Source organism: Acidovorax sp. GW835-FHT14G06, from assembly GCF_058793595.1.
In genome coordinates, this window is record NZ_JBXAGA010000004.1 from 109,497 (window position 1) to 128,551 (window position 19,055).

14 protein-coding genes are annotated in these 19,055 nt (G+C 67.2%); 8 read left to right on the top strand and 6 right to left on the bottom strand.

The window, feature by feature from the left end; translation table 11 throughout:
- Positions 1-24 precede the first annotated feature (24 nt).
- Positions 25-2,415, bottom strand: a complete 2,391-nt coding sequence (locus AC1Q64_RS07860) for a sensor domain-containing diguanylate cyclase (protein WP_492250958.1) — start codon at positions 2,413-2,415, stop codon at positions 25-27.
- Positions 2,416-2,674: 259 nt separating this feature from the next.
- On the opposite strand from AC1Q64_RS07860, the gene AC1Q64_RS07865 reads away from it, so the two are divergent.
- Both AC1Q64_RS07865 and AC1Q64_RS07870 read left to right on the top strand, forming a co-directional pair.
- Positions 2,675-3,571, top strand: coding sequence for a dienelactone hydrolase family protein (locus tag AC1Q64_RS07865; RefSeq protein ID WP_291434718.1), 897 nt, complete (start codon positions 2,675-2,677; stop codon positions 3,569-3,571).
- A gap of 126 nt (positions 3,572-3,697) precedes the next feature.
- Positions 3,698-4,525: a ZIP family metal transporter gene (locus AC1Q64_RS07870; protein WP_291434716.1), complete on the top strand. Its 828-nt coding sequence runs from the start codon at positions 3,698-3,700 to the stop codon at positions 4,523-4,525.
- Between the two features lie 31 nt (positions 4,526-4,556).
- Here the strand turns inward: AC1Q64_RS07870 and AC1Q64_RS07875 are convergent, their stop codons facing one another.
- A complete protein-coding gene (locus tag AC1Q64_RS07875; protein WP_492250959.1) occupies positions 4,557-5,498 on the bottom strand; it encodes a LysR family transcriptional regulator in 942 nt (313 codons plus the stop codon).
- 69 nt (positions 5,499-5,567) lie between these two features.
- On the opposite strand from AC1Q64_RS07875, the gene add reads away from it, so the two are divergent.
- From add to arsA, 3 genes are all read left to right on the top strand, one after another.
- Positions 5,568-6,653, top strand: coding sequence for an adenosine deaminase (gene add / locus AC1Q64_RS07880; RefSeq protein WP_291434711.1), 1,086 nt, complete (start codon positions 5,568-5,570; stop codon positions 6,651-6,653).
- 12 nt (positions 6,654-6,665) lie between these two features.
- Positions 6,666-7,709, top strand: a complete 1,044-nt coding sequence (locus AC1Q64_RS07885) for a Bug family tripartite tricarboxylate transporter substrate binding protein (protein WP_492250960.1) — start codon at positions 6,666-6,668, stop codon at positions 7,707-7,709.
- Between the two features lie 139 nt (positions 7,710-7,848).
- Entirely contained in the window at positions 7,849-9,696 is a 1,848-nt protein-coding gene (gene arsA / locus AC1Q64_RS07890) for an arsenical pump-driving ATPase (RefSeq protein ID WP_492250961.1), read from the top strand.
- A 90-nt stretch (positions 9,697-9,786) separates the two neighbouring features.
- Here arsA and AC1Q64_RS07895 read toward each other — a convergent pair whose 3' ends face one another.
- Positions 9,787-10,536, bottom strand: a complete 750-nt coding sequence (locus AC1Q64_RS07895; RefSeq protein WP_116749246.1) for a LytR/AlgR family response regulator transcription factor — start codon at positions 10,534-10,536, stop codon at positions 9,787-9,789.
- On the bottom strand, positions 10,517-11,767 hold the full coding sequence (locus tag AC1Q64_RS07900) for a sensor histidine kinase (RefSeq protein ID WP_492250962.1): 1,251 nt from the start codon (positions 11,765-11,767) through the stop codon (positions 10,517-10,519). Before AC1Q64_RS07900 ends, AC1Q64_RS07895 begins: the two co-directional genes overlap by 20 nt.
- A gap of 52 nt (positions 11,768-11,819) precedes the next feature.
- On the opposite strand from AC1Q64_RS07900, the gene argH reads away from it, so the two are divergent.
- The 3 genes from argH to AC1Q64_RS07915 all read left to right on the top strand — a co-directional run bounded on the left by argH (position 11,820) and on the right by AC1Q64_RS07915 (position 16,017).
- Entirely contained in the window at positions 11,820-13,307 is a 1,488-nt protein-coding gene (gene argH, locus AC1Q64_RS07905; protein WP_260666738.1) for an argininosuccinate lyase, read from the top strand.
- A 41-nt stretch (positions 13,308-13,348) separates the two neighbouring features.
- Positions 13,349-14,338 (top strand): Bug family tripartite tricarboxylate transporter substrate binding protein, encoded by a 990-nt coding sequence (locus AC1Q64_RS07910; protein WP_099729640.1) that lies wholly within the window; start codon positions 13,349-13,351, stop codon positions 14,336-14,338.
- Between the two features lie 221 nt (positions 14,339-14,559).
- Positions 14,560-16,017, top strand: coding sequence for a diguanylate cyclase domain-containing protein (locus tag AC1Q64_RS07915; RefSeq protein WP_492250963.1), 1,458 nt, complete (start codon positions 14,560-14,562; stop codon positions 16,015-16,017).
- A gap of 123 nt (positions 16,018-16,140) precedes the next feature.
- Here AC1Q64_RS07915 and AC1Q64_RS07920 read toward each other — a convergent pair whose 3' ends face one another.
- Positions 16,141-16,749, bottom strand: coding sequence for a hypothetical protein (locus tag AC1Q64_RS07920; protein WP_056061194.1), 609 nt, complete (start codon positions 16,747-16,749; stop codon positions 16,141-16,143).
- 42 nt (positions 16,750-16,791) lie between these two features.
- Complete coding sequence (locus AC1Q64_RS07925) at positions 16,792-18,909, bottom strand: catalase (RefSeq protein ID WP_492250964.1); 2,118 nt, start codon at positions 18,907-18,909, stop codon at positions 16,792-16,794.
- Positions 18,910-19,055: the final 146 nt, after the last annotated feature.

Below are 19,055 nucleotides of genomic sequence, written 5' to 3' on the forward strand. Positions count from 1 at the left end.
TCGGCACACCCGCAGGCAACTGGGTCACTGCGGAGGTGTGAAGACCTCGAAGCGGTTGCGGCCTCCGTACTTGGCGCGGTACAGGGCTGCATCTGCCGCGTGCACGAGTGTGTCAGAACTGGTGCCGGGGCGTGGCACCAGGCTGGCAATGCCCATGCTGAGCGTGATGTAGGGCGCCGTGGGGGAGCGGGGGTGGGCCAAGGCCGCCTCGCGCAGGCTGGCCATGCAGCGCTCTGCCACCGTCACGGCCTCGGGCAGTGGCACGTCGGGCAGCAGCAGCACAAATTCTTCGCCGCCGTAGCGTGCGGCCACCTCGTCGGCCCGGCGGATGGTGCCCTGCAGCAGCTGCGCCACGCGGCGCAGGCATTCGTCGCCGGCCAGGTGGCCATAGTGATCGTTGTAGAGCTTGAAGTGGTCGATGTCGATCAGGATCACAGCCAGCGGCAGCTGGTGCCGCCCGCAGCGCATCCATTCGGTGGCCAGCCGTTCGTCAAAGCGCCGGCGGTTGCCAATGCCGGTCACACCGTCGGTGGTGGACAGCAGCGCCAGCTTGGCGTTGGCAGCGGCCAGTTCCTGCTCCTTGCGCACCAGTTGCGTCACGTCGGTGCGCACACCGGCGATGCCGCCCTGCGGCGTGCGCCGCTCGTCGGCCTGCAGCCAGCGGCCCTCGGGTAGGCGCTGCAGCACTGCGTGGTTGGCGGACCGGTGGTCGGTCATGCGCTGGGCCAGCCATGCGTCTTCGTTGCCGATGGCGTCGGGGTACTGTCCGCGCTCGGCGCCGTAGCGTGCGATCTGTTCAAACGTGTTGCCGGGCACGATCATGGGGGCCGCAATGGGGTAGAGGCACCGGTACTGTGCGTTGCACACCACCAGTTTGTCGTCGGCATCGAACAGGGCAAAACCTTCGGGCAGTGATTCCACGGCGTCTTGCAGCAGCTGGCGGGCCTGCTGGGCGGCCTGCTGGGCGGCCTCCAGGGCCTGGCGTTGCTCGATGAGGTTGGTGATGTCCAGCCGCACGGCCACCACGTAGTTCTCGGGGGTGCGGGTTTCGTAGATGTTGATCCAGCGGCCATCATTCAGGCGCTGCACCAGGGTGGAGGTGCTGCTGCCATGCTCTGACAGGCGCTCTGCGATCCAGGCCTCTTCGCGCCCCTGCGCCGACGGGATCAGCCCGCGCGAGACCGAATAACGCAGGATGTCCGCAAAGCCCTTGCCCAGGTGGTCCGCGTAGTTGATGTGCGGGTACATGCGCGACAACTGCTGGTTGTAGAGCACCAGCCGGTCCTGCTCGTCGAAGATTTCGATGCCCACGGGCAGGGCCTCCACCGCGCGCTCCAACAGCTGGCGCATGCGCTGGCTCTCCTGGCGGGCGGCCTCGACCTTCTGGCGTTGTTCGATCAGGTCGCTGATGTCCAGCCGCACGCACACGGTCATTCCTGACGGCGTGCGGCATTCGTGCATGTGCATCCACGTGCCGTTGGGGTAGTGGCGCACTTCGGGGCCGGGCCGGTGGCCCCGGATGGCCAGCTCATGCGCCAGCCAGAGTTCTTCCTGGCCCTTGGCCTCTTCGGGGATGCCGTAGCGCAGGCCTTCGCGCAGCAGTTCTTCGTAGGTCTTGCCCAGGGACTCGGCCACCGGCAGGTGGGAGCGCAGCCGGGCCATCTGGTCATTGCACAGCACCAGCCTGTCTTGCTCGTCGTAGATGTCCAGCCCGGCAGGCATGGCGTTGACTGCTTCGCGCAGGCTGCGCTCTGCGCGCTCGGCGTCGTGCAGGGCCTGTTTGAGCGCGCGCTCCTTGTGCACCGCGTCGGTGATGTCTGCGCGCAGCACCACCATGCCGCCCCCGTCTTGCAGCCGCTCGGTGATCAGCATCCAGCGGTCACCCTCGACCTCTTGCACCTCGGGGTGGCCGGGGGACCGGTGGCGGGCCATGCGGTCGGCCAGCCAGGCATGGGTGTCCTGCCGTGCGGCCACGATATGGCCCGATCCGGCAGCGCGGCGCAGCACGTCTTCAAAGCGGGTGCCGTAGTCCACCGCCATGGTGGCGCCAGGGCTCACCTCCCGGTACTGGGCATTGCACAGCACCAGGCGGTCGTCGGCGTCGTAGATTGCCAGGCCGTCGGGCAGGATGTCGAGCGTGGCGCACAGCTGGGCGGTAGCCCGCTGCGCGTCCTCCTGCGCAGCTTTGGTCGTTGCAAGCACCGCCTGCAGCCTGAGGCAGAGCCACCAGCACAGCGCAGCGCTGGCCACCAGCCCCAGCCCGGCCCCTACGCTGGCCAGGCGCATGGCGGGGTCCATGCTTTGGCGCGCCAGGGCCCATGTCAGCAACCCGAGTCCACCCGCGCCGCAAATTCCGGCCACCAGCCGGACCAGCAGCTGTCCGCGCAGGGGGAGTGGTGTGGGGAGAGGGGGCATGCGCTCGGGTCGGTGCGGGTAGTCTGCGGGATGTGGTCGGGCGGGTGGTTGAAAGAAAAAAGTTAAAAGAGGCAGGCAAGCAGACGTGTGCTCGGTGGCAGGCCAGCGGCTTGGCCCATAGCGACGGTGCTCACAGAAAGTCTAGCAGTGCTCCCCGTTTTCCGGTATCCGAGAATGCGGATGCCGTGCAAACCCCATAGACTCCAGGTCTGGCACTATCCACCCCGTGGCCTATCCCCCCTTTTTTTGGAGAAAACCGATGTTCAATGACGACCTCCATACCGACGCTCAGGCGCTGTTGCCCGGCCGCACCACTGAAGCGGGCGCTACGCGCCGCACTGCGCTGCAGGCAGCGTTGGGCCTGGGTTATGCGGCGGCGGCCACCCCCATCATGGCGCAGACAGCCATTGCCACGCCGGCAGACGGTCTTACGGTGGGGGAAGTGAGCTTCACGGTCAATGGTTTCAAGGTGCCTGCCTACCGCGCGGCACCGGCGGGCAAGACCGGCCTGCCCGTGGTGCTGGTGATCCAGGAAATTTTTGGCGTGCACGAGTACATCGCCGACACCTGCCGTCGCTTTGCCAAGGCGGGCTACCTGGCCATTGCCCCACAGCTGTACGCGCGCCAGGGCGACGCCACCACCTATACCGACATTGCCAAGCTGATGGCTGAAGTGGTGTCCAAGGTGCCCGATGCCCAGGTGATGGCCGACCTGGACGGCGCTGTGGCATGGGCCGCAGCCAACGGGGGCGATGGCGCCCGGGTGGGGATCACCGGCTTTTGCTGGGGTGGCCGCATCACCTGGCTGTATGCCGCACACGGCCCTGTCAAGGCCGGCGTGGCATGGTACGGGCGGCTGGTGGGGCAGGCGAGCGAGCTCACCCCCAAGCACCCCGTGGACCTGGCGCCCATCCTCAAGGCGCCAGTGCTAGGCCTGTATGGCGAAAAAGACACCGGCATCCCCCTTGACACGGTTGATAAGATGAAAGCGGCCTTGTCCAGTGGCTCGCCACAGGCCAAGGCGTCGGAATTTGTGGTGTACCCCGATGCACCGCATGCCTTCCATGCCGACTACCGCGCCAGCTACCGCAAGGATGCGGCCGAAGACGGCTGGAAGCGTGCGCTGGCCTGGTTCAAGACGCACGGTGTGGTTTGATTCACAAACCCCCGGCCCACCAGGCCACCCGCAGCCGCCCCATACCCGGGGCGGCTTTTTTCATCTTGCATCGGGCGTGCAGAGCTTGAACAGGTTCTTTGGCTTACAGATAAAGCGCAAAAAGCTATGACTTTGGTAGCAATCATCCTGGCCACGCTGGCCGCTGGTATCGGCAGTGTGTGGCTGGCCGCCTTGCTCATGCGGCTGGGCCTGGGTGGCCGGGCCGACAGTGTGGGCCCGCAGCATCTGCTCAGCCTGGCGGCGGGCGCCTTGCTGGCCACGGCCTTCATGCACCTGCTGCCCGAGGCGTTCGAGAGCCAGGCGGGCGCCCACGACCTGTTTGCAACCCTGTTGGTGGGTGTGGTGTTTTTCTTTTTGCTGGACAAGGCTGAGCTGTGGCACCACGGACATGAGCACAGCCATGCAGAGCCCGCCGCACACGGCCATGCTCATCACGATCACGCCCATGACCACGGCCATGCGCACCACCACCACGGCCCGCGTGCGGGCGGCTGGGCGGTGCTGACGGGCGACAGCGTGCATTGTTTTGGCGACGGCATCCTGATCGCCTCGGCCTTCATGGCCGATATCCGCCTGGGCGTGATCGCTGCCGTGTCGGTGCTGGCGCACGAGGTGCCGCACCACATGGGCGACCTGGTGGTGCTGCGCCAGACCAGCCCCAACCGCCGCATGGCGCTGGTCAAAGTGTCGTTGGCAGGTGCCGTGACGGCGCTGGGTGGGGTGGTGGGCTACTTCCTGGTGGGTCAGCTGCAAGACTTTCTGCCGTACTTCCTGGCCGTGGCCTCGAGCAGTTTTGTGTACGTGGCGCTGGCCGACTTGATTCCCCAGTTGCAAAAGCGCCTGACGGCGCGAGAAACCTTTGCGCAGATTGCATGGCTGATTGCGGGCATGGTGGTGGTCACGATGGTGAGTGGGGCAGCGCACAGCCACTGAGGCTGTTGAACGGGTTGGGCGGGCCGAAGGCTCAGCCTGTGCGCAGTGCCTGGGTCAGAAACGCCAGGCAGTCCTGCACCAGCGGGGGCCGGGTCTCCTTGGCGGCGTGCACCATGAGCGCCACCTTGCGCGAGATCACCGGGGCTTGCAGCGGGCACACCTTCACGGCGTCTTCGTGCAGGCTGTGGGTGTACAGCCGCGAGATCACCCCCACCGCCAGCCCGCAACGCACCAGGCTGTAGAGCGACTCGCTGTATAGCAGCTGGTCGGCACGTGCCAGGTCGGCCCCGTGCTGGCGCAAGGTTGCCATGGCCAGCTCGTAGGTGCTGCCGCGCGCAAACAGTGCCAGCCGCTCGCCCGCCAGGTCTTGCCAGGTCAGGCGTGCCCGGTGTGCCAGCCGGTGGCCCACGGGCAGCACCGCCACCAAGTCGTCTTGCGCCACGGCGATGGCTTCAATCTGTGGCGGCAAGTCCAGCGCCACCCCCAGCGCCAGGTCCACTTCACCGCGCTGCAGCGCGGCCAGCAGATCGTCGTTGAGCGGGTCGTACAGGCGCAGGTCCACATCGGGGTGCTGCGCCAGCCATTGACGCAGAGGCTCGGCCAGCAGGTGCATGGCCGAGGGCAGGGCGGCCACGCGCAGGACGCGCTTGCCATCGTGCAGCGTGCGAAACAGCCCATCCACCCCTTGCTCATAGCCATTGATAAGGCGCTCGACCTGCGGCAACAGCAGGGCGCCCTGCGGGGTGAGGCGCACATGGTGCGTGCTGCGCTCCAGCACCGGGGCGCCCAGCACGGTCTCCAGCTCGCGGATGGAGGCCGACAGCGCGGGCTGCGTGAGCGACAGGGCCTCGGCCGCCTGCCGAAAGCTCATGGCCCTGGCCACCGCCTGAAAGCTGCGCAACTGGCGCAGCGTGGGGGTGCAGTGTGCTGGTGTGGGCTCTGCTGCGGGGGGTGTTGAAGGGGGTTTGCTCATCAATTGCTTTTATTGCGCCATCAAATTAAATCACTTCCGTTATCACCCCGCGCTGCATAGCATGCGGCCATGCCCACCTTCGCCGCGCCCGCAGACCCGCTGTACACCTTTCTCCACGCCCTGCCCAAGGTCGAGCTGCACTGCCATTTGCTGGGCACCGTGCGGCGCGATACGTTCACCCACCTGGTGCGCCGGGCGGGCGCGGCCATCAGCGATGCCGAGATCGAGGCCTTCTACACCCGGGGCGAAAAGCCCGTCGGCGTGCTGCGGGTGCTGCGTGCGCTGGACGCTGAACTGATCCGCACCCCCGACGACCTGCACCGCCTGACCTACGAATACCTGCAGGATGCCGCTGCGCACCAGGTGCGCTATGCCGAGTTCTTCTGGAACCCCACGGGCACCGCCCAGCAGTCGGGCCTGGCCTACCCGCAGGCGCTGGGCGGCATCTTGCGCGCCATTGCCGATGCCGAAGCCGATTTCGGCATCACCGGCCGTTTGATTGCAGCGATTGACCGCGAGGCCCCGCCCGCAGCCGCCACCGAGATGGTCGAATGGGTGCTGGCCCACCGGCGCGAAGAGGTGATTGGCATTGGCATTGATTACCGCGAGGTAGACCACCCGCCCGAGTGGTTTGCGCCAGCCTATGCACTGGCGCGCCGGGGCGGGCTCAAGACCACAGCCCATGCCGGCGAGTTCGGCATGCCCTGGAACAACGTGCGTACGGCCATCGATGTGTTGCAGGTGGACCGCATCGACCACGGCTACACGGTGCTCGACAACCCGGCCCTGGTGCGCGAATGCGCAGACCGGGGCATCGTCTTTACCGTGGTGCCCACCAACTCGTATTACCTGCGCACCCTGGCCCCCGAGCGCTGGGCGCTGGACCACCCCATTCGCCACATGCCAGCAGCGGGCCTGCGCATCCACCCCAACACCGATGACCCGACGCTGCACCACGTGAACCCCACACAGGCCTGGGCCATGATGGTGCGCGACTTTGGTTTTGGCGCGGCCGACCTGCGCAGCTTTCTGGTTAACGGCCTGGATGCCGCCTGGATCGACGATGGCACGCGCCGTGCATGGCATGCGCAGTGGTTGGCCGCGTTTGACCAGCAACTGGCGCAGACCTCTGCTTTTTCTGCCGCACCGCTCTGAAGGAGTTTCTTGATGTCTTCCCGTTTGTCGCGCCTATCGGCACTGTCTTCGTCGCAATCTGCCGTGCCTTCCCGCACCCGGCGCCTAACGGTGCACCTCGCCGCAGCCTTGCTGGCGGGCGGCTGCGGCGTGGCCGTGCAGGCGCAGCCCGCCTGGCCTGCCGCCAAGCCCATCACGCTCATCGTGCCGTTCAGCGCTGGGGGCAATGTGGATGTGACGGCGCGGCTGATTGCCCAGAAGCTGGGTGAGCGCCTCAAGCAGAGCGTGGTGATTGAGAACGTGGCGGGGGCTGGGGGCGTGATCGGCATGGAGAAGGCCGTCAAGGCCGCGCCGGACGGCTACACCTTCGTCCTGGGGGCCGACAGTCCTGTCGCCATTGCGCGGCTGGTGAACCCGGTGGCGGTGCGCTACGACACCCTCAAGGACCTGGCCCCGGTGGGCTTGGTGACCACGGCCCCCATGGTGATCGTGGCGCGCCCCGGCCTGCCTGCCAACAACCTGGCCGACGTGATCCGCCTGGCGCGCGAAAAGCCGGGGCAGCTGAGCTATGCCACGTCGGGCGTGGGCACGGTGCTGCACCTGGCCATGGAGCGCGTCAAGGGCCAGAGCAAGACCTTCATGGTGCATGTGCCGTACCGGGGCGGCGCCCAGATCGTGACCGATGTGATCGGCAACCAGGTGGACCTGGCCGTGCTCATCAGCGTGACGGCAGCGCCGCACATCCACAGCAAGAAGCTCAAGGCCATTGCCCTGACGGACGGCCAGCGCCTGCCTTCGCTGCCCGACGTGCCGACCGTGGCCGAGACCGCAGGCTTCAAAGGGTTTGACATGGTCTCGTGGACGGGCCTGTTTGCTCCCGCGCAGACGCCCCCCGCCGTGGTGGAACGCCTGAACCGCGAGCTGGGCGAAGTGCTGCGCATGGACGATGTGCGCACCAAACTGGCCGATGGCGGCGCCGTGGCGGGCAAAGGCAGTGCGGCGGAGTTTGCGCGGTTTGTGCAGACCGAAAGCGCCCGGTACGCCGCGATCGTGAAGGCCGCGAACATCAAGGAATAAACTGCCGACGGCGGTGGAGTCTGCGGTGCAGCACACAGTGCCAACTGGCTCTTGATGCAGGTCAATGGGCTGGCGGTTGTGGAGGGCTGGGTGTGATTTGCGCCAGACAAAAGGTGGGGTGCTGTGCCATGCTGATCGCATGAACACCTCTGTATCTGTCTCGCCCCATTCCGCCGTGGTTCGTCTGGGCCTGCTCGCACAGCCCACGCGGTTCCTGTTCTTCACCGGCAAGGGCGGGGTGGGCAAGACGTCGTTGTCCACTGCGGCGGCCATTGCCCTGGCAGATGCGGGCAGGCAGGTGTTGCTGGTCAGCACCGATGCAGCCTCCAACCTCGATGAAATGCTGGGCGTCCCGCTGTCCAACCAGCCGGTGGCGGTGCCCGGTGTGCCGGGGCTGCACATGCTCAACATCGACCCCGATACCGCCGCCGAGGCCTACCGCCAGCGCGTGCTGGCGCAGCTGGAGGCCACCGCCACCAGCGATGAACGCGCCACGGTGCGCGAGCAACTCTCGGGCGCCTGCACCACCGAGATCGCTGCGTTCGACGAATTTGCCGCGCTGCTGGCCAGCGAGGGCAGCGACATCGGCCATGTGTTCGACCATGTGGTGTTCGACACCGCGCCCACCGGCCACACGCTGCGCCTGCTGAGCCTGCCCAAGGCCTGGACCGGATTCCTGGCGGGCAACGACCGGGGGGCGTCGTGCCTGGGCCCGCACTCGGGTCTGAAGATGCAGGAGGCGCGCTTCAACGCCGCCCTGGCCGCGCTGAGTGACCCGGCCCTGACCACCGTGGTGCTGGTCACCCGCCCCGATCCCCGCCCCATGCAAGAGGCCGCGCGCACGGCGCTGGAGCTGCGCGCCCTGGGTCTTGCCAACCAGCGCCTGGCCATCAACGGTGTGTTCCATGCCAGCCAGCCGGGGCAGGACGGCGTGGCCGACGCCATCGAAGCGCTGGGCCGCGAGGCCATGGACCAGATGCCCGATGCGCTGGCCCAGCTGCCGCGCGACGAGGTGCCGCTGCGCGCCTTTGACACCGTGGGCCTGGCGGCGCTGCGGGGCCTGCTGGGTGGGGGCGATGTGCCATTGGGTGCACCCGCCGCTGTTGCGGGTGTTTCGCTGCAGGCCGAGCCGCTGTCGGCTATGGCCGACGCCTTGGCTGCCAAAGGCCACGGCCTCATCATGGTGATGGGCAAGGGCGGCGTGGGCAAGACCACCATCGCCGCCGCGCTGGCGGTGGGCCTGGTGCAGCGCGGGCACAGCGTGCACCTCACCACCACCGACCCGGCAGCCCATGTGCAAAGCCAGCTGGACGGCAGCCTGCCGGGGCTGAAGGTGGGGCGCATTGATCCGCACGCCGAAATCCAGGCCTACATCGACAAGATCATGGCCACGCGCGGCAAGGCCTTGGACGACGCGGGCCGCGCCCTGCTGCTGGAAGACCTGCAATCACCGTGCACCGAAGAGGTGGCCGTGTTCCACGCCTTCAGCCGCGTGGTGAACGAGGCCCGCAGCGCCTTTGTGGTGCTGGACACGGCGCCCACAGGCCACAGCCTGCTGCTGATGGACGCCACCGGCGCCTACCACCGGCAGATGACGCAGCAGTACGAGGGCAGCGCAAACTCCAAACACATCATCACCCCGCTCATGCGACTGCAGGACGCTGACATGACCCATGTGGTCATCGTCACGCTGCCCGAGGTCACTCCCGTGAGCCAGGCGGCCGCGCTGCAGGACGACCTGCGCCGTGCCCACATCGAGCCCTGGGCCTGGGTCATCAACAAAAGCGTGGCCGCCACCGGCACCAGCGACCCGCTGCTGCAGGCCCGCCTGGTGGGTGAACAGCGGCAGGCCGCACGCATTGCCAACGGCCTGGCGCAGCGTACCTACGTGTTGCCCTGGTTGGCACAGCCGCCTGTGGGCGTGGAGGCATTGGGGCGGCTGGTGGCCGTACCTCCTGCAGTCACAGGAGATCTGCTATCTCATTGATAGCTGTTCAGGCATGTTGAACTAGCGCTAGCGGCCAAAAAGACCAAAAACTGCTTGAAAACGCCCTCAAGGGCCTGCGAGGGCCTGTTTCTAGCGAGCCAGCTCCTCGCGCACGGCCGCCACCTGCCGCCGCGACACTGCCAGCAGTTCGGTCGAGCCCTGCAGCCGCACGGCCCAGCCTTCGCCTTCCTCGGGGTCATAGTGTTTTTCCAGCGCGCGCACGGCGCGGCGCGCCACCAGCGCGTTGCGGTGGATGCGCAGGAAGCGCGGCGCAAACTTGGCTTCGAGCTCGCTCAGCGAGCCGTCCATGATGTAGCTGCGCGTGGTGGTGCGCACGGTCACGTACTTCTGCTCGGCCTTGAAGTACAGCACCTCGGCCAGGGGCAGGCGTTCGGTGCGGCCCCGGTCCTGGATCAGCAGGGTTTCGCCCTCGGGCAGGCTGGGCACGGCACTGGGCCCTGCGGGGCGGCTGGTGCGCTGCACCTTGGCCAGGGCCTGCTGCAGGCGCTCGCGGCGCACGGGTTTGGTCAGGTAGTCCACGGCATCCAGCTCGAACGCGCTCACCGCGTGGTCTGCATGGGCTGTCACAAACACCACGGCCGGGGGCTGGGGCAGGGCCTGCAGCGCATGGGCCAGCGCCAGGCCGTCCTGGCCGGGCATGTGGATGTCCAGCAGCACCAGGTCGTACGCACGTCCCCCCGTGGGGCCCAGCAGCGCCATGGTCTCGGCGGCGTTGGAGGCCTCGGCCACCGTGCAGCGCTGGATGTCCGAGCAGTCGGACAGCAGGGTGCGCAAGCGGCTGCGCGCCAGGGCTTCGTCGTCAACGATCAGGATGTTCATGGGGTTTGGAGGGGGTAGGTTCGGTCGGGGCCACCGCGCCACGGCGGTAACCGCCCCGCAGGTCGCCGCGCCCGCGCAAGGGCGTGCGCGGGCGGGCGGCAGGGGTGGGGTCGGCTGCGGGCAGGGTGATGCGCACCTGGTACAGCCCGTCCTGCACGCCAGCGGTGAACTCGCCCTGCACATCGTGCAGCAAGGCCAGCCGCGCACGCACATTGGCCAGCGCGATGCCATGGCCCCGGGTGCTGGGTTCGTCGTGCCTGCCGGTTTTGCCCTCTTTGGGGGGCAGGGTGTTGGTGATGCGCACCACCACGCGGGTGCCGCGCAGCTCGGTCAGCACGCGCAGCTTGCCACCCCGTGCGCTGGGCTCCACGCCATGTTTGACGGCGTTTTCCACCAGCGGCTGCAGCAGCAGCGGGGGCAGGCGCGCGCTGTCGGTGCGCGGGTCCAGGTTCCATTGCACCTGCAGGCGTTTGCCAAAGCGCACCTGCTCAATGCCCAGGTAGCGCCGCGCCAGGGTGATCTCTTCGGCCAGTGTGGTGGATTCGCCTTGCTCGACGAGTGCCACGCGAAACAGGTCCGACAGGTCTTCGAGCAGCGACTCGGCCTTGGCCGGCTCCTCACGCACCAGCGCAATGGCGCTGTTGAGTGTGTTGAACAAAAAATGCGGGCGGATGCGCGACTGCAGCTCGGTCAGGCGCGCCGTGGTGGCGGCCGGAGTGCGGCCCCGGGCACGCAGCACCAGCGCGGCCACCAGCATGGCCGCCAGCAACGCGCCCGTGGCGGCACTGGCCAGCCAGGGGGGCGATGCAGACAGGCCCACCAGCGCCAGCATGGCGCAGGCGTAGGCACCGGCCACGGCCCCCAGCAGCACCCCGGCGGCATATTGCTGCGCGGTGGACAGGCGCTGCAGCACCGTCTTGAGGCTGCAGGCCGTGATCAGCCACACCAGCGTGGCCGGCAGCGCACCGCCGGTCAGCAGCGCCAGGCTGGCCAGCCATTCAATGGGGCTGCTGGCGCCATACATGGCACCCACGCCCACCACCACCTCTACAAACAGCACGGCCCGCAGCACCACACCGACCTGGCAGGCATCAAACACCAGGGCTCGCCCGCGTGGCGGCTGCCCGCCCGGCCCGGCGCCTGCAGCGGCCCGCACGCTGCGCGCTGGCCTGTCTGGCAGGGCGGAATCCGGCGGCGGGGGCTGGGTCGATAAAATTTGGGTGTTTTGCATTGCGGCATCCGGGCAGTCCGGGTGTCTGAACCACCGGATTATTGCCCTCCTTATGTCCAAAGCCCAAGCCACCAGCGCCGACTCTGCGCCGTCCCACAACCAGCTCGACACCAAGGCCCAGGCCTGGTCTGCGTTGTTTTCTGAGCCCATGAGCGACCTGGTCAAGCGCTACACCTCCAGCGTTTTCTTCGACAAGCGCCTGTGGCAGGCCGATATTGCGGGCAGCTTGGCGCACGCTGAAATGCTCGCCGCGCAGGGCATCATCAGTGCCGAAGACCACGCCTCCATCCAGCGCGGCATGGCGCAGATCACGTCGGAAATCGAGTCCGGCGCCTTCGAGTGGAAGCTGGACCTGGAAGACGTGCACCTGAACATCGAAGCCCGCCTGACGCAGCTGGTGGGCGACGCAGGCAAGCGCCTGCACACCGGCCGCAGCCGCAACGACCAGGTGGCCACCGACGTGCGCCTGTGGCTGCGCGGCGAGATCGACCTGATCGGCGACCTGCTGAAAGAACTGCAGGTGTCGCTGGTGGATGTGGCCGAGCAGAACGTCGAGGTGATCCTGCCTGGCTTCACCCACCTGCAGGTGGCCCAGCCTGTGAGCTTTGGCCACCACATGCTGGCCTATGTGGAAATGTTCAAGCGCGATGCCGAGCGCATGGCCGACGTGCGCCGCCGCACCAACGTGCTGCCACTGGGCAGCGCGGCCCTGGCCGGCACCACCTACCCGCTGGACCGCGAGCGCGTGGCCAAGACGCTGGGCATGGTGGATGCGAACGGGTCCCCAGTGGTGTGCCAGAACAGCCTGGACGCCGTGAGCGACCGCGACTTCGCCATCGAGTTCACCGCCGCGGCCAGCTTGTGCATGGTGCACGTGAGCCGCCTGTCCGAGGAACTCATCATCTGGATGAGCCAGAACTTCGGCTTCATCAAGATCGCCGACCGCTTCACCACCGGCTCGTCGATCATGCCGCAGAAGAAAAACCCCGACGTGCCCGAACTCGCGCGCGGCAAGACCGGCCGTGTGGTCGGCCACCTGATGGGCCTCATCACGCTGATGAAGGGCCAGCCCCTGGCCTACAACAAGGACAACCAGGAAGACAAGGAGCCGCTGTTCGACACCGTGGACACGCTCAAGGACACGCTGCGCATCTTTGCCGAGATGGTCGGCGGCCAGTTGAACCCCGCCACGGGCAAGAAAGAGGGCGGCATCACCGTCAACGCCCAGGCCATGGAGCAGGCCGCACTCAAGGGCTATGCCACGGCCACCGACCTGGCCGACTACCTGGTCAAGAAGGGCCTGCCCTTCCGCGATGCGCACGAGACGGTGGCCCACGCCGTGAAGGCTGCCACCACCCATGCGTGTGACCTGTCGGAGCTGCCCCTGACCGTGCTGCAGGGCTTTCACCCCGCCATCGAGAAGGATGTGTACGAGTGCCTGAGCCTGCGCGGCTCGCTCAACGCCCGCAACACGCTGGGCGGCACGGCCCCGGCGCAGGTGCGTGCCCAGCTGGCGCGCCACCGCGCCCGCCTGGCCTGATCTTTGCACCGCCTGTTGACCCTCTACCCTGGAGCTTTTTCATGACAACTTCCCGCCGCAGCCTGCTGTCCCGCCTTGTGCGCACTGGTGCTTTTGTGGGGGCCGCGTTGGCCGTGGGCCTGGCGTCCGCCCAGCAGGCCAAGCCCATCCGCCTGCTTGTGGGTTTTCCGCCCGGCGGCGGTACGGACGCCATTGCGCGCACGCTGTCCGAGAAGCTCAAGGATGAGCTGGGCCAGCCTGTGGTGGTCGAAAACCGCCCCGGCGCGGGCGGCCAGATTGCCGCGCAGGCACTCAAGGCCTCGGCGCCCGACGGCACCACGCTGTTCCTCACGCACGACCACACCATCTCCATCCTGCCCCAGGTGGTGAAGAACCCCGGCTACGAACCCGCGCGCGACTTTGTGGCGGTGGGCGGTTTTGCCACGTTTGTGAATGCGTTTGCCGTGTCGGGCGGCACGCCGGCCAAGTCGTTCACCGAATACGTGCAGTGGGTCAAGACGGCCGGTGGCAGCAAGGGCGCGGTGGGTATTCCTGCGCCAGCGTCCACTCCAGAGTTCCTGGTCAAGCTGGTGGGGCAAAAGTACCAGCTGGACCTGGTCTCGGCACCGTACCGGGGCAGCGCCCCCATGATGGCTGACATGCTGGGCAACCAGATCAGCGCGGGCGTGGCCTCGGTGCAGGACTTCATGGAAAACCACAAGGCCGGCAAGGTGCGCGTGGTGGGCGTGCTGGGCACCAAGCGCCAGGCTTCCATGCCCGACGTGCCCACGTTCGACGAGATGGGCCTCAAGGGCTTTGAAGACCTGCCGTACTACGGCATCTACGCACCCACCGGCACGCCGCAAAAGTTCATCACCGACTTCTCGAACGCGCTGGCCAAGGTCGTGGCCCAGCCTGATGTGCGCGAACACCTCACCGCCATGGGCCTCACAGTGGGCTACATGTCGCCCCAGCAGCTGGCCACGCGCGAAAAGGCCTACACCGAAGCCTGGACGCGCATCATCAAGACCAGCGGGTTTGTAGCGCAGTAAAGGACGGGCGAGGGCTGCTGCGAAGCCGCCTGACCCCAGCCCGCGTTCGCATTAACAGCGGTGCGTGTGGTACGTGCTGTCCGTGCCGTGGGGCTGTGGCCACAAGTGGCCGTCTCACCGACCGGCCGGGGTGTCTCCAAAGCGGCCAGCCCCAGCGCAGTCGGTGCTGGCCGGTCTGCACAGACCATGGCACCATCCGGCACCCATCCCGGACCTCATTCATGCCCACCAGCCGCCTTCCTTCGAACTGGATCCATCACCGGTACCTGCCCCTCGCGGTGGGTGTGTGCAGCAGCATGCTGGCCGCCTTGCTGGCCTGGGTGGTCATCGATATCTCTCACACCAAGGCGCGGGCCGAGATTGCTGCGCAGGCGCAAAGCCACCTGCTGCAGATCCGCGACCGCCTGGACAGGCAATTGCAGAGCACGCTGTCGGTGCCCGAAACGGTGTCCGCCTTCATTGCCGCACAAGGCAGCATGTCGCCCGACATCTTTGCCACCGTGGTGGGCCGCCTGCTGGAGCACCAGCGCAATATCCGCAACCTGGCTCTGGCGCCCGACAACGTCATCAGCGATGTGTACCCGCGCGTGGGCAATGAGCGAGCGATTGGCCTGCGGTACCTGGACAACCCGCAGCAGCGTGGCGCGGTGGAGCGGGCCATCCAGACCCGTCGCACCGTCGTTGCGGGTCCCATCCCGCTGGTGCAAGGGGGGCTCGGCATCATCAGCCGCACGCCGGTGTTTCTGGCGCATCCGCCGGGGCGTGCACCGGTGGGTGGGCCCCGTTACTGGGGCATCGTGTCGCTCACCGTCAATGCCGACACCCTGTTCGCCGACGTGGGCCTGAACTCGGACCAGATGGGTTTTCAGGTGGCGGCACGTGGACTGGACGCCATGGGCGCGCAGGGCGCGGTGTTCATCGGCCGCCCTCAGTTGTTCGACGAGGAGCCGGCCACGCTCGATGTGCCCTTGCCGGGTGGCGGCAGCTGGATCCTGGGCGCGGTCCCCACGGGCGGGTGGGGGGCCGCAGGCCGTGCACCTGCGCTGGTGGTGATGCTGGCCTACGCGTTCGCGCTGGTGCTGGGGCTGTTGAGCGCTCGGCTGGTGCGCGCCCACCAGCAGGTGCTGTCCCTGGCCAGCCATGACCGCCTGACGGGGCTGCCCAACCGGCGCCTGTTTGAAGACCGCTTGTCGCAGGCGGTGCTGACGGCCTACCGTGACCACCGCGCTGGCGCGTTGTTGCTGGTGGACCTGGATGGTTTCAAGGCGGTCAATGACAGTCTGGGGCACGGCAGTGGCGATCAGGTGCTGGTGCGTGTGGCGCAGCGTCTGGCCGGGCTGGCCCGTGCCAATGACACCGCCGCCCGCCTGGGCGGCGACGAATTTGCACTGGTGCTGAACGCTGTGGCGTCCCCGGAGGCCGCCATGGAACTGGCCCACAATGTGCTGGCAGCGCTGGTGGCGCCCATCGGACTCGACAGTGGCCAACACGTGCTGACTGGCGCAAGCGTTGGGGTCGCTTTGTTCCAGGGCCCTGCTGTGGAATCCATGCCCGCGCTCATGGACCGGGCGGACCGGGCGCTGTACACCAGCAAGCGCAGCGGCAAAGGGCTGGCCACATTGGCCGAAGCCCCCGGCGCTGCAGAGTTGCCGCAGGAGACCCCGCCGCCGTTGGCCTGAGAAGCATGTTTTGCATGGAAATCAAGCAAAAATAGCTGCTGGCGCTAGTACATAAAGCGCTTGCAGCTATATTTTTAGGAGCGTTTGCTGCCACAGGGCCTGCCGTGCGGCCCCTGAACCCGGTCACAGCATGGCCGTGCGCTGTTGCTCGGCGCGCGATGCGCCAATGGCGGTCTCCACGTTCTTGACCTCCTCGGGCGGGGGCAGCACGGCGGGCATGCCCAGGGCCTGAATGGCCAGCTCGCGGCACCAGCCTTTGGTGTGGTACAGGTGGTGGTCCTCGTCTTTTTCCACGGCCTTGTGCGCTACCTTGAGGGTGTGGCCCACATCGCCCGTGGCCACCTTGGCGACCTGGCCCAGCAGCTCCCAGTTGGCGTGGTCCTTGGTCTCCGCGTGCACCACACATTCGCAGGCCACCAGCTGCGCGGCGTCCGGGCTGCCAGACTTTTTGGCCAGCTGCATCGCCTGCACCAGGGATGTGCCAATGTGCTTGACCACGGCCCGGGTGGGCGACTGCGTATCAGGGTCCAGGCCCAGCGCATCGCAGATGCCGCGCACCACGTTCTGGTGCGCCAGCGTTTCTTCGAGATAGCCTTGCCACTCCTTCTTCAGGTCGGGGTTAATGGCACAGGTGAGGGCGGTGCGGTACACCTGTTCGCCGCCGAGTTCGGTCTCCATCATCTGCAGGACGAGGTCGTCGAGTTGGTGGCTGTCGTAGTGGCTTTTGGGCATGGTGACTCCTTGTGTTGGTGGGGTGAACGAAAAGGTGGGGCTTCAGGCCAGGGTGCGCACTTTGGGTTCGCGCTCCCACTGGCGGGTCTGGGCAGCGGCGATGAAGCCCTGGGCATCGGCCGGGTCCACCACGCCTGCATCGGGCTCGATGCCACCGGCCTGCAGGATGGCCCGGGTGCCCTTGCAGGCGGCAATGGCCTTGAGGTGGCCGAACGCGTCGCGGAACCAGTCGACGGCCGCCGCCTCCTTGGCCAGTTGTGCGCCCATGTCGGGCGACAGGATGGAGGCCACGGCGTCAAACACCACCGATGGTGTGCCCGCCAGCTGACCGTCGGCGGGCAGCAGCGTGCCGTCTTTCAGCACGGCACCGCCCACCTTGGGGGCCACGATCTTCACGGTGGCGCCGACTTTCTCCAGCGCCTTGCGCAGGTTGGCCACCGAGGCGCCGTTGGAGCCGTCGGCCACCAGAATGCCGATGGAGCGGCCCTGCAGCGTGGGCTTCATGCGGTCGATGATGCGCAGGGCGGGCGACAGGGGCAGGTCCTGCACCGGCTCGGTGGTGGCCGGGGCAGGGGGCAGGGCTGGGAGCCCCAGGCCGTCGGCCACGCGCTGGGCCAGGTCTGCGTCCACATGCAGCAGATGGCCCACCACCGCTTCGCGCACATGGGGTGTGCCGACCTTGGACAGCTCGAACACCAGCGCCGAGGCCATGTGGGCCTGCTCCAGCGGGCTCTGGCTGCGGTAGAACATGCGCGCCTGGCTGTAGTGGTCGGCAAAACTCTCGGCCCGCACGCGGCCCTTCACGCCATCGTCGGCCTGCGCGAAGTGGCGAAAGCCTTGTGCCAGCGAGGCGCGGGGCGTGTCAGGCTGCAGGCTGCTGGGTTCGTAGTTGACGCGGCCCTTGGGCACCTGCATCTGCATGTGGCCGTCGCGCTGCATGTTGTGGAACGGGCACTTGGGGGCATTGATGGGGATCTGCGCAAAGTTGGGCCCGCCCAGGCGCGACAGCTGCGTGTCCAGGTACGAGAACAGGCGGCCCTGCAGCAGGGGGTCGTTGCTGAAGTCGATGCCGGGCGGCACGTTGGCTGGGCAGAACGCCACCTGCTCGGTCTCGGCGAAAAAGTTGTCGGGCCAGCGGTTGAGCACCATGCGGCCGATGGGCTGCAGGGGCACCAGTTCTTCGGGGATGAGCTTGGTGGGGTCGAGATGGTCAAACGGAAAGCGTTCGGCATCCTGCTCAGTGAACAGCTGCACCGACAGCTCCCACTCGGGAAAGTCCCCCGCCTCGATGGCTTCGAACAGGTCGCGCCGGTGGTAGTCGTTGTCGGCCGATTGCAGCTTGACGGCCTCGTCCCACACGGTGGACTGGATGCCCAGCTTGGGCCGCCAGTGGAACTTCACAAACGTGCTCTCGCCCGCCGCGTTCAGCAGGCGGAAGCTGTGCACGCCAAAACCTTCGATCATGCGCAGGCTGCGGGGAATGGTGCGGTCGCTCATGGCCCACATCACCATGTGCAGGGTTTCGGGCATCAGCGAGACAAAGTCCCAGAAGGTGTCGTGCGCGCTACCTGCTTGCGGAAAGCCCCGGTCCGGCTCCATCTTCACGGCGTGTACCAGGTCCGGGAACTTCATAGCATCCTGAATGAAGAACACGGGGATGTTGTTACCCACCAGGTCCCAGTTGCCCTCGGGCGTGTAGAACTTGACGGCAAAGCCGCGCACGTCGCGCGGTGTATCTACCGAACCCGCCCCACCGGCTACGGTGGAAAAGCGCGTGAACACCGGGATTTGCACACCGATGTCGGTCAACACCTTGGCGGTGGTGTATTTTTTGAGCGAGTGCGTCAGCTCAAAAAAGCCATGGGCTGCCGTCCCTCGTGCATGCACGATGCGCTCGGGGATGCGTTCATGGTCAAAGTGCGTGATCTTCTCGCGCAGGATGAAGTCTTCCAGCAGCGTGGGGCCGCGCGGCGCAGTGCGCAGCGAATTCTGGTTGTCGGCGACCGGGATGCCCTGCTGGGTGGTCAGCACCGGGTGTTTGCCGCCCGCCTGCTGCTGCAGCTCGCCCGCGTTGCCGCGAAAGTTATCGGACTGGGTGGAAGAAGGCAGGGCAGACGGCGATTTGTGGGCCGCGCTGCGCGAGGTAGGGGGTCGTGCCATGGGCGCTCCTGGGTGGTGCGTGGGGTAAAACGAAGCCACCATCTTTGGGCGCTGAGCGTTCCCAGCGGGTAGGACATGGCCCCATCGGCGCGTCGTCGGGCGCGCGTGATGACGGCTTGCCCGGCCGATACGTAAGTGCTTGCAAC

Bases quoted from the DNA above. Each gene is read 5' to 3' on its own strand.
- AC1Q64_RS07860 (WP_492250958.1), bottom strand. From the start codon at position 2,415: ATGCCCCCTCTCCCCACACCACTCCCCCTGCGCGGACAGCTGCTGGTC.
- AC1Q64_RS07865 (WP_291434718.1), top strand. From the start codon at position 2,675: ATGTTCAATGACGACCTCCATACCGACGCTCAGGCGCTGTTGCCCGGC.
- AC1Q64_RS07870 (WP_291434716.1), top strand. From the start codon at position 3,698: ATGACTTTGGTAGCAATCATCCTGGCCACGCTGGCCGCTGGTATCGGC.
- AC1Q64_RS07875 (WP_492250959.1), bottom strand. From the start codon at position 5,498: ATGAGCAAACCCCCTTCAACACCCCCCGCAGCAGAGCCCACACCAGCA.
- add (WP_291434711.1), top strand. From the start codon at position 5,568: ATGCCCACCTTCGCCGCGCCCGCAGACCCGCTGTACACCTTTCTCCAC.
- AC1Q64_RS07885 (WP_492250960.1), top strand. From the start codon at position 6,666: ATGTCTTCCCGTTTGTCGCGCCTATCGGCACTGTCTTCGTCGCAATCT.
- arsA (WP_492250961.1), top strand. From the start codon at position 7,849: ATGAACACCTCTGTATCTGTCTCGCCCCATTCCGCCGTGGTTCGTCTG.
- AC1Q64_RS07895 (WP_116749246.1), bottom strand. From the start codon at position 10,536: ATGAACATCCTGATCGTTGACGACGAAGCCCTGGCGCGCAGCCGCTTG.
- AC1Q64_RS07900 (WP_492250962.1), bottom strand. From the start codon at position 11,767: ATGCAAAACACCCAAATTTTATCGACCCAGCCCCCGCCGCCGGATTCC.
- argH (WP_260666738.1), top strand. From the start codon at position 11,820: ATGTCCAAAGCCCAAGCCACCAGCGCCGACTCTGCGCCGTCCCACAAC.
- AC1Q64_RS07910 (WP_099729640.1), top strand. From the start codon at position 13,349: ATGACAACTTCCCGCCGCAGCCTGCTGTCCCGCCTTGTGCGCACTGGT.
- AC1Q64_RS07915 (WP_492250963.1), top strand. From the start codon at position 14,560: ATGCCCACCAGCCGCCTTCCTTCGAACTGGATCCATCACCGGTACCTG.
- AC1Q64_RS07920 (WP_056061194.1), bottom strand. From the start codon at position 16,749: ATGCCCAAAAGCCACTACGACAGCCACCAACTCGACGACCTCGTCCTG.
- AC1Q64_RS07925 (WP_492250964.1), bottom strand. From the start codon at position 18,909: ATGGCACGACCCCCTACCTCGCGCAGCGCGGCCCACAAATCGCCGTCT.